Here is a 19043-nt window from a genome sequence, read left to right on the forward strand (position 1 = left end):
ACTTTCATTTATTTTTGAAAATACAAAAAATATAATTTTATTTGTACGTCAAAACACAAATTAACCCAAAAAGAAATGAAATTCCTCAAATTGCTTTCCATAGCAACGGTACTTTTGCTATACACTACAAACACAAATGCTCAAATTGATAGGGCTACAAAACAACTTAAAAATAAGCTTTCGGTAGCTACTCGACTCAACAATCAACTTACCGAAGAAAACAAAAATCTGCATAGCTATCTTCGACAACTCAATCAGACAATTTCAAACGTAAGAGACTCTCTCAATAGTCAAATTGATTTAAGTAAAAAATTAGATTTTGAGAGTAAAAAATGGCAAGAATCTACATTTAATGTCAATAAAACGTTACAGGCAACTCAAAAAGACTTAACTACTGCCCAAGACGAAATCCGAAAAATTAAGTATGAAAATGAGATTTTGAAAGACCCCGCAGTTGTCAGAATTTATGATGTGTCGGCAGCAAAAGCCAAAGATGCTCTCGTGAGTCGATTGAGCGAAGCAAGTTTAGGCTTTCAGTTTGATGAAGAAAATGGAAGCATCAAAGCCACCAAACAGTTTGATAGCAATGCAGAAGCATGGTGGGTTTTTGATAAAACCATTGATGTACTTTTAGAACTAAACCTTCGTGTAGCTCCGCACCTCTACGACCCCAACCGTAGTGTAGTTTATGGCTCGACTAATCTGCTCGAAAAGATACGTTACAGCAATAAACAATATTCTCCGCAAGAAGATACCGATAAAATTAAGCTTTATCAAGAAAAAGCCCTACGACTACTCGAAATGAATATCCGCAAAACCGCTGTGAAATAAAAAGCGATATCAAATTTCGATTTTTTGAAGTGGAAGTACAACATATATAACCGTTAAATAACCCAAAACAGCAGAATAAATGAAAAAAATTATACTTGCATTACTATGCCCAATAGTGATGTTCGGACAGAACATTACGTTTAGTGGGAAAGTAACCAGAGCCGAAAGTGGTGAAGTCTTAATTGGTGCTTCGGTTTCGGTAAAAGGAACAACAAGAGGTACAATTACTGATATTTCAGGTAAATATAAGTTAAATGCAAAAGGCGAAGATGTAGTTTTAATCGCAAAATATATTGGATTCAAAGACCGTGAGATTGCAGTAAAAGTGAATGGGCGTGATAAAATAAATGTAGATTTTGCGATGGTAAGTAATGATACTCAACTGCAAGACATTATCGTAACGGCCAATAAAACCGAAGAATATCTACAAAAAGTAAACGTTGCCGCTACCGTTATTTCGAGTAAAGATATTGAGCAACGCACATCTTATAGTACGCTCGATGCCCTCAAAGATGCTCCATTGGTACTGACCGATTCGTGGATTGCTTCTCAGACTTCATTTTCAATCAGAGGTTTGGCCAACAACTTCGATAACGTAGGGTTTGAATCGACCGTTGGTCTTTACATTGACGACGTATATTTCTCACGTGGATTTGCTTTTAACTCAGCTTTATTTGATATTGACCGTATCGAAGTGCTTCGTGGGCCGCAGGGTACACTTTTTGGTAAAAACACCATTGGGGGTGTTGTGAATGTAATTTCAGAAAAACCAGAGTGGGCCAATAATGGTCAAGGCGAGATTGTCTATGGAAATTATAATTACCTACAATTACGTGGAAAATGGAATTATGAATTGATAAAAAATAAACTTTCAATGCGTTTGACGGGGGCTTTAACTCGCCGTAATGGTTATATAAAAGACCCAAATCCTGCCATCAATGCCAGTAATGGTAATAATTATAATGGTTTACGTGGCACGATTTTCTATAATCCGAACGATAAAACTGATATAACGTTTAAGGCGTATTATGGTCGAGATAATAAAACTGAGCAAACAATGATTTATTTAAGCGGGCAAGGCGAAAACCCTCTGGGAGTGCCTGCTTCAGATATTGACACTTACTCGGCCAATACTCCTCAAACTTTTTACAGAAATCAGTCGGGAGGTATGTTGCGTCTGAATCGAAAAGTAGGTGAAAATACCTTCACTTCAATCTCAGCTTTCAATTCATCGGAAGATTTTGTGAAACAAGATTTTGACGAAACTATCGTGGACGTATCACGTTGGGGACGTAAACAAGGCCTCAAAAACTTTAGTCAAGAATTCAGATTGGCTTCACCAAGAAGTGACGACCGTACGATTTCGTACGTTGGTGGACTTTATTTTCTGAGCGAACGAATCAAAGGCTTGGATACAAGCTCAATCAATGAAGGTTTTATTCCGTTTGCTCGTAAATATTTGAATAGTAAAGTGCCTGATATTAAGGGTTTTCAAGAAACCTACGATGTGCATAGCGATATTCAGTCGGTTTCGTTTGCCGCATTTGGTTCGGGTTCTTATAAGTTAAGCGAAAAGTTAAAAATAAATGCTGGACTAAGATTTACTTCCGAAGCCCGCAAGTTTTCATTTTACGAAAACATTGGCTACTTTATTTATAATGGAAAACCTGTTAAGTTAATGGATACTTATGCAGCCCAAGTGGGTTCGGCACAAAATCCACTTACTCGTCAAACCAACGATAATGTACTGACTTATGATATTAGCCTTGATTATAAAGTAAACCCCTATGTGTTGACTTACGTGAAGTATGTGAAAGGTTTTAAAGGAACAGGTTTTAATACATCCGTAACAAGAGATGTAACAGGCAGTGCATTGGTTTTTAAGCCTGAGTATGTAACGAGTTTTGAAGCTGGTTTTAAATCAAAATTCAGTAATCGTATGAAACTTAATGCGGCTGTTTTTTATAACAATTATTTGAACAAACAAGAGTTCTTAGACCAAGGCGAAACCGTAACCATTGTGAATGCCGATAAAACAGGTGGAATGGGAGCAGAAGCTGAGTTTTCGGCAATGTTGAAAGGTTTTCGTTTTGATATTTCTGGTGGTTTGATTGACATGAAATACAAAAAATTTATCTTCGGGAAAGATGAAAACGGCGAATTGATAGATTTTTCGGGAAACAAACTTTTGAAAGCTCCCAACGTAACGCTTTCGGTGGCTCCATCATATACTTATAATTTGATTGATAAATATAAATTATTGTTCGGACTTAGTATCAATCATGTTGGTAAAGCCTATAACGATATTAGTAACTCAGAAATCATTGCACGTCAGCCGTCGACCATTATCAATAGTCGTGTTTCGTTAATGCCTAAAAATGGTAAATGGAGCATTGCTTTATGGGGCAAAAACTTAGGTAATCAAATATATTATCAGCACGGTTGGGAATATATTTGGGGGAGTCAAGCCTCGTTGAGTCGCCCACGTACTTATGGTATCGAAATGTATTTGAATTTCTTTTAAAGAGGTCTGAACCGCATGTCTAACCAACAAAAAAGTCCGAAACTCAATTATTGAATTTCGGACTTTTTTGTTGGTATTTCTTAGAAAATCTCAAATATCATCGTAGATTTTGGTGAGATAGAAAGACCATTTTTTAGGCTTTGTGTTTCGTTGTTTAGAATATTTTTGGCTGAAGTTTTATTCTGCAAGATTTCATCAAAACGCTTGGTTTCGAGCTTTATTTCTTTTTCATTTTTATTCATCACAACCATCACCGTTTTCTGATTATCGTATCTGAAATAAACGTAAATTCCATCAAATGGTGCAAAATGAAGCGTTTTTCCATTGGCAATAACAGAGTTGTTTTTTCGCCAATTTAACAATTGTTTCAAATATGACTTGGTGCTTTTTTGTGCTGCCGTTAGGCCTTTTTCGGTGAAAACATTCACAGTATCTTCTTTCCAACCACCGGGCAAATCCGAACGAATCAGTCCATCTACTTTATGATGCCCTGTGTTTTGCATCAAAACCTCTGTTCCGTAATAAATTTGAGGTATTCCACGGGTAGTAAGCAAATAGCCCAGTGCCATTTTAGTAAGGTCAACATCTTCGTTGAGTTGTGTAAAAATGCGGTCCATATCGTGGTTATCGCCCATAATTAGAATATTCGATGGGTCGGCATACACAAAATCATTTGCCAATGCCTCATACAAAACTGTTAAGCCCTTTCCCCAAGTTTCTTTTTCTTTGAGGGCATTGACGAGTGCTTCTTGCAGTGGGAAATCCATGATACTCGTCAGACAACCATCATAGCCATCGGCATTTTTTCTGCCTCTTTGCCAATAAGAAGTTATGAGCGGATTGACGCTCCATTCTTCACCAACCATGCTAAAATTAGGATATTCGTTCATGATGGCACAACTCCAGTTTTTCAAGAAAGTCTTATCCGAATATCCGTAGGTATCTTGACGAACTCCGCCCAGTTGGATGGTTTCAATCCACCATATTGTGTTTTGTATCAGATAGTTAGCCATGAAAGGGTTTTCGCCGTTCATGTCGGGCATCATTCTATCAAACCAACCTTTTTTCATGAACTCTTTGTCATAATCTGAAGCATAAAGGTCTTGATTGACCGTACGACGATGATTAGTCGAAGTTTTGGTATCGGGATAGTTGAGCCAGTTTTTAAATGGCAAATCCTCTGTCCACCAATATCCGTAGCCAGTATGATTCAATACTTCATCAAAAATTAATTTTATACCCTTTTGGCGAGCTTTGCTCGAAAGTTCCTTATAATCATCAAGCGTGCCGTATCTTGGGTCAACTTTGTAGTGATTCGTAATGGCATAGCCATGATAAGAATAGCCCGACATATTGTTTTCGAGCACAGGCGTTGGCCAAATTGCCGTAAAACCCATGCTGGCAATGTAGTCAAGGCTATTTATCATTCCTCTAATATCGCCGCCGTGGCGTCCGCCATCAAGGCTACGATTGATTTTGGCTTCTTTCATGCCCGCAACCACATCATTCGAGTAATCTCCATTGACAAAGCGGTCGGGTGTGATAAGGTAAATGACATCAGAAGAATTAAACCCACGCATTTGGGCTGATGCTTGTTGCTTGGGAAGTAAGCTATAATTGTACGTATAAATAGTTTTGCCTGCTTTCTTAAAATTGATAGTGAAACTACCTGCTTTGGTGGTTTTGGCAATGACTAAATCAAGGAAAAGATAGTTTTTACTATCTGCTTTATTGACTTTTTTGATGCTTACACCTGCATAGTTGATAGAGGGTTGAGTTTCGGAGATATTTTCTCCATGAATCAATAATTGCAAGTTTGGATTTTTTAAGCCTACCCACCAATTCAGTGGCTCAACGTGCTGGATTTGTGCGTTTACGGAAAATTTCAGGCACAAAATACATAATAAAGTGAATGATTTCTTTAACATAATAGCTGTAAGTTTAGCGTAAAAGGAGAGGTTAAAGTGAAAATTATTAGGCTGCAAGAAAAATGAGTTCAAAAAAATCTGCATAACAAACGTTATGCAGATTCTGATTATTTAACCTATGATGATTCTTATTTAACCTTAGTAGCTTTGTAAGTTGGCTTGGCAGGGTCTTTTACGTCTAAGACGAAATTCCACGTACCTGCTTTTACACCAAAGTTTTTGCCACCGTCTTTCAATGCTCCGCTTGCTGCAATTGGGTCTGGTTCGGTGCTATTGGCCGAGCCATAATTTACACCCCAATCATCATTCAATCTGAATTTGATTTGGCCATCTTTCAGCACTACATTGTTCAGATACCAAGTTTCGGTGCTGAGGTCATAGCTGAATTTTTGGTCAGGTTTGTCGCCCCAACCTGTGGCAGTAGCATCGCCCACAATTCCCCAAGGAGCATATTTTGTAATCGTATATTTCATTTTTTTGAAATCTACCGTAATCAAGTATGTTCCTTTCTTTGCTGCAATGTTATCTCCACCTTCTTTCAATACTCCGTTCGAACCACCATAATTTACACCCCAGTCGTTGTCTTTGCGAATCTTAAATTCACCATCAATAAGTGTCACAATGCCAGTCCAAAGGTCAACGCTTGGGTCGTAGTTGAGCGGAGCATCAGGCGTTGCACCCCAGTTATTGTAGGCACTTCCCACAATTCCCCAAGAATATTTCTCAACCTTGTAAGTGAGTGCAACTGGATTAAATGTGATTTTATAAGTACCTGCTTTTACAGCAATATTATCACCATCTTTTTTCAACACACCGTTTGTTCCACCATAATTTACTGCCCAGTTGTTGTTTTCACGAATCTTGATTTCACCGTCTTTAAGTGTTACATACGCTACAAATACATTTGGTACTTCAGTTTTGTAGAATGGCATATCAGGGCCATCCCAACCGTTGGTTGTGGCACTTCCCACTACACCCCAAGTAGAACTTAGGTCTAATTTATCGAGATAAGGCGTGGCCGTAAGGCTACTTACTGTCGAACTCAACACCGTAGAAGCTCCCATTGTAGCTGTTATTTTGATGTCGATGTCGGCAGGTGTGCCAGGGGCAAGTCCAAGACCCAATAAGATTCCGTTTAACTCGGCGGTTGTAAAGGTTTTCTTTAGGTCAGAACCAGCAGTGATTGATGATGCTTTCGAGAAATTTCCACCTTTTTTATCAATCAAAATGGTGTTGGTTGCTGCCGCACTAAAACCATAATCGGCTGCCCATGAGATAGTTAGTGCTTCTTTGGTGGCATTGTCTTTATTCAATACAACACTTTTGCTCGAAAGCGTGACCACAGGAGCTGCTCCAGTACTTAAAATTGCTCGTTCTTCTTCTTTTTCGCAGCCCCACGCAAACAAAATCGCCAGCCCGAAGAGAAATAATTTATTGAATGTTTTCATATTTTTTATGTTTAGGCTATTGGCATTTAGCTTTTAGCGATTAGCTTTTCTTGATAAAAACGCTCAAAGTTCTAACTGCTAAATGCTAATTACCAACGGCTATTAATATCCTGTATTTTGTTTCAAAGTAGGGTTTGCAATAAGGTCGGAAGCTGCCAACGGGAATACCGAACGGAACGTTTCTACGTCTTTTCCTGCTTTAATTCCACCTTTCCAAGCCCAATTATAGCCATTTGTAAACTTCCCAAAACGAACTAAGTCAGTACGACGATGTGCTTCCCAGTATAATTCACGACCACGCTCGGCCAAAAGATTGTCTAATGTCAGTGAAGAAAGGTTGGCAGTACCTGCACGTTTGCGAAGTGAGTTTACTAAGCTAAGTGCCAAAGTACCATCGCCACTACCGCCACGAGTAACGGCTTCGGCGTAAATTAAATAAGCATCGGCTAATCTGAATAACGGGAAATCGGTGTCCGTGTGCGTTAGGTTTTTGCCTGGTTTTCCATCTCTTTTTACGTTTTTCCATTTCGTAACGGCATAACCATTCGAGAAAGTACCTACTTCATCAATTTCTAATTCTTGTCCATTAGTGTAGAACATTCCACGTTTATCGGCTTTGTCATTGAATAAAGACACAAATTCTTTGGTTGTACGGAAGCCACTCCAGCCACCGTCAACGCCAAATTCAGCGGCATTCATGCTTCCACCTATCGAAGCGTGAATAATTGTGGTAGTTCCGCCCCAAGTTTGAGTTTCGTTTCCATCAAAATTGATAGCAAAGATATTTTCGGTAGAAAGGTGATTATCGGCTAAAAAATTGTGCTGATAATTGTTTTCTAAAACATAACCCGCATCAATTACTTTTTTTGCGTAAAGAGCAGCTTCGCTGAATTTTTTCTGACCAGTATAAACCTCAGCATTCAAATACAATTTAGCTAAAACCATCCAAGCGGCTGCTTTATCGGCTCTTCCGTATTCATTTTTGCGTGCATCTGGAAGTTCCGTTTCAAGAGCTTTTAATTCAGTTTCTAAGTAATTGAATAATTCTTGACGAGATGCTTGTTTAGGCAAATCAGAACCTACTTTATCGTTTTCGGTTACGAGCGGAATACTACCAAAAAGGTCGATTCCATGCGAGTAAACCAATGCACGAATGAAACGGGCTTCGGCACGGTAGTTTTTTATATCTTGTGAATTGGCAATTCCACGACTGCTCAATTTAGCGTCAGTAGTTTCACGCAAAAACTCATTAGCTACGGCTGCTTGGAATAAGATTCTTGAATAAAAAGCTGATGTCCAAGCATTTGAGGCTGTCCAAGACATTTTGTGCAAATCAGGTAAACCTGGGTCTCCCCAACCTACGATTGCTTCATCGGTCGTAAATTCTTGTAAGTACCAATACACACGCATATAGCCCTGAAAACCACCATCAAAGTTTTTCAAATCTACATCATCGTCTTTTGGTTTGATACCCGAAACCGCCAAACCTGCGTATAATTTTGCCAAAATCTCTTTGTAATTATTGGCATCTTGATAAACCAATTCTGAAACTTGCCCCACATAAGGCTTGGTATCTAAGTCTTTGCACGACCCCATCACGAAAATCAGTGCTAAAACGGCTATTAATTTTTTAGATATATTTTTCATTTGAAATTTAGAATTAGAAGTTGATGTTTAAGCCTACCGAGTAGGTGCGTGGTCTTGGATAGATTTGACGGTCGATACCATCGGCAATCTCTGGGTCTAAACCTTTGTATTTCGTAATTACGAATACATTTTGCACCACAAACGATAATTGTGCTTGGATTTTCTTAGCTCTAAACAAATCGCTCAGATTATAACCCACGTTCAAATTGTCCATGCGTAAGAATGAAGCATTTTGTACGTAATAATCTGAAAGAATGGTTTGGTCAGTGCGAGTTTTGAAGTTCGTTTCCAAAACATTGGCCGAAACGTTATTGATGAAGTTGCCCGCACCCGTAATGTTTTGGTAAGTAGCCATGCTTGAGTAAATATTATTCAAGGCGTAATTACCGATGTTTGAACGCATTACAAAGCCTAAACTTGCTTTTTTGTAAGACATCTGCGAGCTAAAACCTAAGAAATATTTAGGAACAGCCGATTGATAACGATAGCGGTCTAATTCAGTGATTTTTCCATCACCATTGAGGTCAGCAAATAAGCCTTCGATTGGCTTTCCTGCTTCGTCATATACTTGTTTATAGACAAAGAATGTATTTGGCGTGTAGCCAGTTGAATGCACTTGTGCGTAGTTTCCTACACCACCACTGATGCCACCTACCAAAACACCTACGTAAGTTGGGTTATCAACTTTGGTTAAAGCCGTGATTTTTCTTTCGTTATACGTGAAGTTTCCACTAATATCCCAATTGAAGTTTTTGTTCATAATTGGTGTGTAATTAATCACCACTTCAAGACCTTTGTTTTCGAGTGTTCCAACGTTGGTTGTTACTTTATTACTGAAGTTTGAGCCAGCCGCTACATCAATTTCGTTAATCAAATCGGTTGTTTTCTTTTGGTAAACATCAATGCTACCAGAAATGCGTGCTTTTTTCAAACCAAAATCTAAACCTAAGTTAGTAGAAGCCGTTTGTTCCCATTTGATATTTGGGTCGTAGGCATTTGGGCGAAGTACATCGTAGTATCTATCTCCAAACTGGTACTTCAAACCTTGACCTTTAGTATAAGCATTCAAATAAGGATAATCGCCCGTTGATAAATCTTGTTGACCCGTAAGTCCCCAACCAAAACGTAGTTTTAAATCAGAGAAAATCTCATCGTTTTTGAATTCTTTATTGATTTTCCAAGCCAAAGCTACCGATGGGAATGTTCCCCAACGATTTTCTGGAGCAAAACGAGAAGACCCATCACGACGAACTGTTACGGTTGCCAAATATTTATCATTTAATGAATAATTCAAACGACCGAAAAATGAAAGTAGAGCGTAGTCAGTTTTGAAGTATGAGTAAATTGGCACTACACCGCTATTTCCGTAAGTAGTTCCATTTTCGTTTTCTCTCACAAATCCTTGGTTTTCAGCACCCGCCATGATATTTATCGACTGACCATTCAAGCCTTTTACATAGTTTAAGTAAAACTGGTTGGTGAAATTATTACGAGTTTGGGTATAATAGCCAACCGAACCTTGATTAGTAAATGAAGTAGCCGAAAGTAAGTTTGATTCAGTTTGGTCGCCTCTGGTATTTGAGCGGTCGAAACCAACATTCCAAACGGCACGAAGGTCTGGGAAGAAATGGAATTTGTAATCAGCTTGGATATTTCCAATCATACGATTAAGCGTACCAACATTGCTTTTTAGATTCAATAAAGCCAGTGGGTTGATTGGTGCTAAACCAGCCAAGTCGCCATTTTGTGCCAACCATTGGAAATAACCACCGAATTTGTTTTCGGCATAAACATTTTGAGTTGGGTCGAAACCAATGGCACTTCCGATAGCTCCTTCATCAGCAAAATTGCTTTTGGTTGAAGAATATTTGAAGTTAATATCAAGTTTTAAATGCGATTTGAAGAACGTAGGCGTAAGACCAACCGATGTTGAAGTTCTATCCATCGACGAAGTTTTCAAAATACCATTTTGTTTGGTATAACCCACTGATACACGATAAGGCATTGTTTTCAAATTGCCCGTTACGCTCAAATTATTATCGCTGCTTAGTGCTGTACGGAAAATCTGGTCTTGCCAGTTGGTGTTAGCATTGCCCATAAGTTTTTGCTGTGTAGCAGTTCCATAAGTATTCACAGCAGTTCTGAACTCATCGGCTGTAAGTACATCAACGTTATTTACTCTTGAGGCTGACGAAAACAATGTACTAAACGCCACATTAAGCTTATCTTTTTTGCTGCCTTTTTTGGTAGTGATGATAATTACACCATTGGCCGCACGTGAACCATAAATAGCTGCTGCTGAGGCATCTTTTAAGATATTAAACGATTCAATATCATTTGGATTAATAAAACTCAAAGGGTTAGCAGCACCCGAAACATTACTATTATCGAGCGGAATTCCATCAATTACGATAAGTGGGTCATTGCTGGCACTTAACGACGAACCACCACGAATACGGATACGGCTACCCGAACCTGGAGCTCCACCATTCGAGGTGATTTGCACACCCGCCAATTTACCCGAAACCAATTGCTCAGGCGTAGCGATGTTTCCTTTTACGAAGTCAGTCGAAGTGATTGATGTAATCGAACCTGTTAAATCTTGTTTCTTTTGTGTTCCATAACCCACAACTACCACTTCTTGCAAGATTTTGTTATCATCAACCAACTTTACATCAATCATTGAGCGATTACCCACCGCAATTTCTTGAGTTGCTTTACCAATAAAACTGAAAACCAGCGTTGCGTTGGCTGGTACTGCCACTTGGTAGCTACCACTGGCATCGGTTTGTGTACCCGTTGTTGTTCCTTTGACCGAAACCGCTACTCCAGGTAGTGGAGAACCATCGGTTAGGTCGGTAACTTTGCCGCTAACTGTTTTTTGTGCAAAAGCCACGCTTGTGAGCATCACCGCAAGCAATACCGAAACGATACCCTTACAGTAAGCCATGCGTTGGACTCCCGCCGCAGTTAAGACTTTCCAATTGTTAAAGTATTTGTTCATAGTTTTGAAAAGTAGTTTGTTTTAAAAATTAAAGTATTTAGTTAAAGTCTTTTTATTTATTAAGAAGTCTGATTTTACTCCATTTCTGTTGACTGTGGACAATCGACTGCGGAATAAATCTCTTACTTATAAAGCTTTTGATTGAAAAAATCGAAAACAGGAAGTGCTTCGTTGTTGCGTTCTGCATCGAAGAAAATGGCATTGTCCCAATGGGAGCCTTTTCCCCAAGCGGTATTGCAATTGGTCGAAATCCAAGCGGGTTCCCAGTAGATAATTCCTTCTCCACCACCTTTCACGACTGTTTTTGTCAGGTCAATCATAAATTTTAGTTGTCCGTCTGGCGTGTAATCGTAACCCGAAATTTTTCCTTCACCGTCTAATACATTATTGGCAGTATCAAAGTTTTTTGGCGAATACGGGTAGCCCGTTTCGACAATCATTACTCTTTTATTGAAATCGGCTTTCAATCTTTTTACCTCATTTGTTAAGCCCAAAAGATTAAATTTTGACCATTTTGGGTAATATGAAAGGCCAATCCAATCGTAGTTGATGATGCCGTTTTTCTTGGCATTTTCAAACCAATTATAGGCTTCATCAGGCTGGGCAATGTGCAGCATGGTTTGAATTTTTTGTCCACGTATAGCTGAAATTTTATCAACGGCCTCAATTCCTCTGTTCAGCAATGCCACATTCCGTTGCCAGTTGATTGTTTTGGCAGCATCTTTTGTGTATTGCATCACTTCACTATTGATTTCGTTGCCTACTTGCACAAATTCGGGCGTTAGATTGGCATTGGCGAGTTTGTTAAGTATATTAAAAGTGTAGGCATAAACAGTATCTCCCAAGATTTTGGTGTCTTTGATATTCTCCCAAGCTTTCGGAATAGTTTGATGAGCGGGGTCGGCCCAAGTATCGGAGTAATGAAAATCAAGCAGCACTTGCATATTTTGCTCTTTGGCTCGGCGAATGCTTTTCTTTACGTCTTCAAAAGTTGAATACTTTGTCCAATCGGGCGAATGCCACAAACGGACTCTCACTACATTCGCACCTTTATCTTTGAAGAGTTTGTAAGGGTCAACTTTCATACCATTGCTTTGGTAAGTTCCACCACAGTCTTCCATTTCATTGACATACGATAAATCGCCACCAAGAAAGAGTGGTTCTTTTTCAATGTCTTTTACTTGGCAACAAAAACTCGAAAACAAAAAAGTGACACCTAACAAGTAAGTTTGTTTCATCGAAAAGAAATAATGTTTACGAAATACGGTGAGTATAGTTAAAGTATTTCCTGCAAAAGTACAATTGATATTAAGGCGTGTCGCTCCACTTTATAAATATTATAAAAAGTGCAGTAAACTATAACTTAGAAGATGTAATGTGTTGATGTGTAGCTGATTATAAAAGTCAAATGAGTATCCACTTTATAAAGTGGAACTACAAAATGAGCAATTTAATCATTGATTTGTTCAAAAAAATCGCTTGGAGTTTGGTTTGTAATCTTTTTGAACGAACGATTGAAGGCAGTTTTAGAATTGAACCCCACTTCAAAAGCCAAGCTGAGTAGCGTGTAATTTTTGTAACGTGGGTCTTCGATACGTCGTTTAAACTCTTCGATTCGGTAGGTATTCACTAAATCAAAAAAGTTTTTATCAAAGCCATCATTGATAACTTTTGATAATACGTGGGGCTGAATCTTGAGTTTTGCAGCAAGGTCGTTGAGTGTCAGTTTTGGGTTTTCATAAGGTTTGTGTTTGTCCATGTAGGTTTCCAACTGGCTTTTCAAAACTATGATATTTTCATCAATAACCTCGGTTTTATCGGGAGTAGGAGCGTAGCTATTGGCGTGATTGATTGGTAGCGGATTTTGAAAAAATTCGACCTCACGCTGTGGAAGCTTGAAAATTTCGGGTTGATGAATAGCAAAATAGCCTAAGAAATAGACAATAGTTGAGAATACCAACCAAATAGTGTCGATGCTTCGCTCGGCAATAAGACTGTCGTTGACGTAACCCAAATAAGAAATTAAACTCCAAAAACCCGTAAATAGCCAAAGAATTAAGCACAATGCTTGAATCGAAAGAACAGTGTTGAGGTATTGTAGGTTTTGTTCGTAAGAATAATTGTGGCTATAATCCCGCTTGTAGGTTTGAATCATTTTTCGACAGATATTCCAATAGTAGAAATTACTACATAAACCAATCGACCCCATTACTGCCAAAACGGTTTGCAAATCATTGTCTTCGTTGACCAACTTTAACCTGAAAACGCTGAAATCCATCAAAAAATACGGCAGATACACAACGAGCTGAATGGCTGGTAGAATAAAATGAAACTGCCATTTTTTAGGTAATTTCTTGGTCTGAAATAGCAATTTATTCAGATAAAAATAAAAAAGAGGGGCGTAGAGAAACAACAATAAATTCGGTATTAGCAAAAGTTTAGGATAGGTCTGAGCAAATTCTTTGTGGTTTGACATTTCTCGCAAAAGCACCATGAGCGATGTCACCGCTATCAAGGAAACCAACCAACGGTTTGCCGCTCGGTTGTAATCATGAATGGTAGGAATAGCAATAATGAGCAAAATGCCTTGAAAAGAGGCAAAAAGCATCAGTAAATCAAAGAGAGAGAAAAAGTTAAATGCTCCCGAAAAGTCTTCCCAGCTTTCGATAGTTATCTGAATTGTCTTTAAGTCGGTGCTATTTGAGCGATTAAATACTCGATTCGGGCGGGCTTTTCCACTTTCACGCCCTTCGACAGATTCCCACGACCCACGAGTAAATTTATATTCTAATCGAGACAAATCGCTGTAAATAATAGTGCGATAAGTGCCATCAGCTTGGCGTTTGAGTCGGTATTTTTCTTCTCCAGGGTTCCAATTATTAAAATTTCCTGTAATATAAATATGAGCATCTTTGGGCGTATTTGTTGGGATTTTCTCAATCACCATCACATACGAAGGTTTCGATTCCCAACTTTCAATTTTCACATTTACTAATCTTGGATTAGCTTCGTTTGCAGCATCATAAATTCTGTTTTGGCGGCTTCTTCCATCTTTTCCGCCCTCAACCAGCATCCAATTTCCTTGTGTAAATTTATATTCAAAGTAAGGGATTGAGTCGGGTAAAATAATAAAATAGCTACCGTCGATGTCTTTTTTGAGTGCGTAGTTGGGGTCGCCTGGGCTCCAATTATTAATCGAACTGGCCATGTATAGTTCGCCATCAGGCACGAGGAATGTCGGATATTCAGAAACCACAATTTTGATTTGGGCTTCTGTCCGATTTCCCAAAAGCATCAGAAGAATGGCGATTATCGAGAAAAATTGCTTCATTAAGGTCAAAAAACTTAGGTTTTTGACAAGATTTTGTCGTTAGTTCATCAAAGTTAATGAATAAACTTTTATAAAAATGATGAAATTTAAGAAACCTCTTGGTAGATTTTGATGTGTTCGTCGGTAAATCTTTCCCACGAAAACTTGGCTGCGTGTAAAAGAGCCTTTTTACTTAACTCGTTTCTGAGAGTTTCGTTTTGATAAAATTTCAGCATAGCGGCCGAAATAGCAGTTTCATCGGTCGGTTCGACCAAAATTCCTGCATCGCCAACGACCTCTGGAATTGAACTTTTAGTAGATGAAATCACGGGCGTTCCGCACTGCATGGCTTCGAGCGGAGGTAGCCCAAAGCCTTCGTAAAGCGATGGATACACAAACCCAATGGCCGAAGAATATAGAGCAGCTAAGTCTTCATCTGCCACAAAACCAGTTGTGATGATTCGCTCCTTTAGAGCAGGATTTGACTTGATTTCTTCAAAAATTCCATCAAATTGCCAGCCTTTTGTGCCTACAAGCACCAAGTTTAAATCATCAATACGCTCTTGCTGAATGAGTTTCAAGAAAGCCCTAATCGTACGTTCGATATTTTTGCGAGGTTCTAAAGTAGAAACCGAAAGAAGGTGCTTACTTTCAGTCGGAATATTGTATTTTTTTAAGATATTGGCTATCTTTTCTTGATTGCTTTCTTGATAAAAGACTTCTTTCGAGGCTGCCAAATACACTACCGAAACTCTTTCGGGCGAAAGACCAGTGGCTTCACACAAATCATTTTTTGTTGCTTCCGAAACACAAATAGGCGTTGTATGCTCATCAATGCTTGCTAAAATCTTACGCATGATTATTTTATTCCATTCCCCGAAATATTGAGGAAATAAGTGCGGAATCAAATCATGAATCGTGATGATTTTATTGGGTTTTGAAAAACCTTTTAATTCTTGCGGAATCGGCAAAAATGGCGAATGATAAATATCGTAGGCGGACAAAGATGTTGGATTGAACGAAAATTGTGGTTTCAAGTATCCACGAGTACGCACAAATGCCTCTCTGACAGCCTTTTGTGGTAAAGATTTAAACGGAAAAATTGAAATAATCGAACTCTCGAATCTTGCCCTAACTTTATCTGATTGTTTATTGACCAAATTAAACTTCGATTCGGGAAAGTATTTTTTTAGATAACTTATCATTTCGGGCAAATTTTCGGTATTTGCCAACGAAAGTTCTATTTCGTTGCTGCTGTGCAGGCCCTTGAAAAGTTCTTCGGCAACTCTGAAAATTCCAGTGCGAGATTGCTCATGGAAATAACCCAATCCCAAAACCGATGTATCTAAAATGACTTTATTCATTTAAAAAATTGCTTATTTTGTTCAAAACTAAGGCTTTTACGGCATCAGTTTCAACATTTTCTTGATAAACCACCTCTACGTTATCTCTCTCAAATGGCAATCCAACGCTCGGTTTGTGGTTATGAATAAGGTAAACAGGGAAGTTGGCTAAAGGGAAAAACGGATAACCTGTTCCTTTAAAAATGGTAATTGTTTTGGTAAAAATACAACCTAAATGCTCAGGAAAAGAATCAAGTGTAAGAGCGAATTTGGTATTTTTTGATAAAACTGCTATTTCTTGAATGTTGATTTTGGCCGAAGTATCAATGAGTTGAGTTTTGAAATTATCAGCAACCAAATCCAAAATTTGTTTCGACATCGAGGTTTGTCCGCACAGCAATACTTTTAGTTGATGTTTTTCTAAAATCTGTTCAATTAACTTCGCCCAGAATGCTGTTGAAAGTTGCTTGTGTTCGCCACCAGATTCAGGGAAAAGCATGAAAAATGACTCATTAGCTAAACCTATTTTTTCTTGGATTTTCTCAAAATTAACACTCTCAGGTATTGGAAAATAAGGTTCAATATCAGCAAAAGTTCCTTTCACCCCGATTTCACGCAAAAGCATGAAATACATATCAAAATGATGAAATTCGTGCGTTGGTACGTCAAATTCTTTGTCTAAAAGTCCGCCCAAGGCACGTCTCGAAAAACCATAAGCCTTTTTTACGGAGATGAAAGGCAACACAAAATGTGCCACGGCATCGCTGTAACGAATGTCAATGTAGTAATCATAATCAGCTTGGCGTAACACAGATAATGCTTGGTGAAAAGTCTGATAAAAGTCTTTGAATTTTTCCCAGCGAGAAATCTTACGTCGGTTTGTCTGAAAATGATTGATATAAATCGTCTGATTTACGTACGGATTATGCAGATTGACAGGCTCGCACCATTGAGCCGTCAGCAAATCAATTGTGGCGTTTGGGTAAGTTTTCTTAATGAGCGGAAACATATACGTCACCGTGAGAGCATCGCCCAAATGCCCCAATGAAGCCACCAAGATTCGGGGTGCATCATGATTGATTGGAGCTTTTTTTCGTTTTTTATAGAAAAGATTTGCATAAATATCCACAAAAAAATCCATGATTTTAAAAGGAATGGTTTCTCGTGGTGTTCCGCAGTATTTTCTCATACAGTGTTTGTTTCGTAGGACAGGTTTTCAACCTGTCATTTTTAAATTAGTAGAGCCTTTCAAAATTTATACCCAAATTTTTCAATCTCTTTCTTCCAAAAATCAGTTTCGTAAATATCCCAAGCGTGACAACCAAATGGTAAACCACCATTGAGACGAAATGCTTTTTCGGGCATGTGTTCAACGCCAAATTTTAGAGCTGTTCGCCAGCTCGGAATTTTCAGTTGTGGAAAATACCTGTTTAGTTCAATTCCCCAAAACATATCTTCGTTATAAGCTGGGTGAGTCTTAACTTTTTCGAGATATTCTTCAATTTTTTGTCGGTTTTTCGGAATCATACTAAGCAATTTCTTCGTTTTTCTCAGCGAAAATCCTCCATTACCTACGGCACGCTTCATGATGATTTCTTTTGGGCCGTATTTACCGTAAAGTTCCTCTTTGAGGTCGAACCACAGAGCGACTTTTTTCTTTACATTCCAAATCAATTCTTTGATTTTCGAGTCAAAATCTATCTCAATTCTCCACGGAGCTCCAATATAATCATAGCCTTGTTTGCACCAATATTCGAGTTCATCACGAAAAACAAAAGCATCTAATTGATAGATGAGCATATATTCATACTTCAAAAAACGACCATAAAACTCTTCCGAAAGCATGAGCTTATTATAAGAAAGCGTACTTTTGAAGTATGAATCATCAAAGTCTTCAAATTGTATTTGTGAATATTGTTGTTGTAAATGATTGATATTCAGCGACTTTGGCTTGATGATAATAATTGGATAATGCCCCAATACACGTATGCCTTGTGCAAGTGAAATCTCTTCGGTCTTGCTCAGTTTTTCTTGATAAATAGGAATAATTACGCAAACACTCACTTTTTTGAGCTTTTAGCTATTAGCGTTTAGCTATTAGCGTTTCTACAGTATTTTTAAAAGCTAAAAGCTAAAAGCTAAAAGCTAATCACTAAAATTAAATTATCGTACCACCATCAATGGCAAAAATACCGCCAGTTGTATAGCCTGATGCAGCCGAAGCTAAGTAAAGTGCCATCGGTGAAATTTCCTCTACACTTCCCATGCGGGCAATCGGAAGGTTTTTGGTAAAGTGAGCCAAAGTTTTTTCGTTGTCCCAAAGTGCTTGGCTAAATTTGGTTTTTATCAAACCTGGAGCAATTGCATTTACTCTGATACCATCTTCTCCCCATTCCTTTGCCAACACTTTTGTTAGCATATTCAAAGAAGCCTTGCTGACACTGTACATACCCAAACCCGGGTCAGGCGTATGCCCAGCAATACTACTGATATTGATTACACTTCCACCACCACGAGATTTCATGATTGGGTGAACCATTTTGGCCAGTTCAAAAGGAGCTTTCACATTCACTTGCATGATTTTATCAAAAGCACTCTCCGAACATTCAAGCGATGGCCCATAAACTGGGTTGGTAGCCGCATTATTGACCAAAATATCAATTCCACCGTAGATTTCTACGCTTTTATCAACCAAGTTTCGGAGCTGTGCCATATCGCCAGTGTTAGCTGCAATGCCTACACATTCGCCACCTTCAGCTTTTATTTCGGCAGCTAACTCGTCTAAATCGGCTTGTTTTCTGCTACTAATGACCACTTTTGCCCCGTGAGAAGCATATATACGGGCAATGGCCTCGCCAATCCCTTTACTCGCACCCGTAATTACGGCTACTTTATTTGTTAAATCGAATACGTTTTTCATAAACACCGAGCGACGGTCGCCCCAAACCCCTAAAGGGGCTTTAACAAAGTTGAAATTATTTTACTTACAAGTTTTTATTGTTTTTCCT

12 protein-coding genes are annotated in these 19043 nt (G+C 38.5%); 2 read left to right on the forward strand and 10 right to left on the reverse strand.

From position 1 onward, the window contains the following. Positions 1–75: 75 nt before the first annotated feature. Both IEX65_RS17470 and IEX65_RS17475 read left to right on the forward strand, forming a co-directional pair. A complete protein-coding gene (locus IEX65_RS17470) occupies positions 76–831 on the forward strand; it encodes a hypothetical protein (RefSeq protein WP_188767749.1) in 756 nt (251 codons plus the stop codon). A gap of 79 nt (positions 832–910) precedes the next feature. Then, positions 911–3355: a TonB-dependent receptor gene (locus tag IEX65_RS17475; protein WP_188767751.1), complete on the forward strand. Its 2445-nt coding sequence runs from the start codon at positions 911–913 to the stop codon at positions 3353–3355. Positions 3356–3435: 80 nt separating this feature from the next. Here IEX65_RS17475 and IEX65_RS17480 read toward each other — a convergent pair whose 3' ends face one another. The 10 genes from IEX65_RS17480 to IEX65_RS17525 form a co-directional block, all read right to left on the reverse strand. Next, on the reverse strand, positions 3436–5283 hold the full coding sequence (locus tag IEX65_RS17480; RefSeq protein ID WP_188767753.1) for a glycoside hydrolase family 13 protein: 1848 nt from the start codon (positions 5281–5283) through the stop codon (positions 3436–3438). Positions 5284–5411: 128 nt separating this feature from the next. Further along, complete coding sequence (locus IEX65_RS17485; protein WP_188767755.1) at positions 5412–6731, reverse strand: SusE domain-containing protein; 1320 nt, start codon at positions 6729–6731, stop codon at positions 5412–5414. Between the two features lie 102 nt (positions 6732–6833). Continuing rightward, positions 6834–8378 (reverse strand): RagB/SusD family nutrient uptake outer membrane protein, encoded by a 1545-nt coding sequence (locus IEX65_RS17490; RefSeq protein WP_188767757.1) that lies wholly within the window; start codon positions 8376–8378, stop codon positions 6834–6836. A 13-nt stretch (positions 8379–8391) separates the two neighbouring features. Beyond that, complete coding sequence (locus tag IEX65_RS17495) at positions 8392–11382, reverse strand: SusC/RagA family TonB-linked outer membrane protein (protein ID WP_188767759.1); 2991 nt, start codon at positions 11380–11382, stop codon at positions 8392–8394. Positions 11383–11504: 122 nt separating this feature from the next. Then, positions 11505–12620, reverse strand: a complete 1116-nt coding sequence (locus IEX65_RS17500; RefSeq protein ID WP_188767761.1) for a glycoside hydrolase family 53 protein — start codon at positions 12618–12620, stop codon at positions 11505–11507. Between the two features lie 212 nt (positions 12621–12832). Further along, positions 12833–14713 carry a helix-turn-helix domain-containing protein gene (locus tag IEX65_RS17505; RefSeq protein ID WP_188767763.1) on the reverse strand — a complete coding sequence of 627 codons (1881 nt, stop codon included), beginning with the start codon at positions 14711–14713 and terminating at the stop codon, positions 12833–12835. An 86-nt stretch (positions 14714–14799) separates the two neighbouring features. Next, on the reverse strand, positions 14800–16056 hold the full coding sequence (locus tag IEX65_RS17510) for a glycosyltransferase family 4 protein (RefSeq protein ID WP_188767765.1): 1257 nt from the start codon (positions 16054–16056) through the stop codon (positions 14800–14802). Next, positions 16049–17224 (reverse strand): glycosyltransferase family 9 protein, encoded by a 1176-nt coding sequence (locus IEX65_RS17515; protein ID WP_188767767.1) that lies wholly within the window; start codon positions 17222–17224, stop codon positions 16049–16051. Before IEX65_RS17515 ends, IEX65_RS17510 begins: the two co-directional genes overlap by 8 nt. Before the next feature lie 59 nt (positions 17225–17283). Then, positions 17284–18099, reverse strand: coding sequence for a DUF5672 family protein (locus tag IEX65_RS17520; protein ID WP_188767769.1), 816 nt, complete (start codon positions 18097–18099; stop codon positions 17284–17286). 94 nt (positions 18100–18193) lie between these two features. Beyond that, positions 18194–18955 carry an SDR family NAD(P)-dependent oxidoreductase gene (locus tag IEX65_RS17525; protein WP_188767771.1) on the reverse strand — a complete coding sequence of 254 codons (762 nt, stop codon included), beginning with the start codon at positions 18953–18955 and terminating at the stop codon, positions 18194–18196. Between the last annotated feature and the right edge of the window lie 88 nt (positions 18956–19043).

It is taken from the genome of Emticicia aquatilis (assembly GCF_014644295.1).
Classification (GTDB): domain Bacteria; phylum Bacteroidota; class Bacteroidia; order Cytophagales; family Spirosomataceae; genus Emticicia; species Emticicia aquatilis.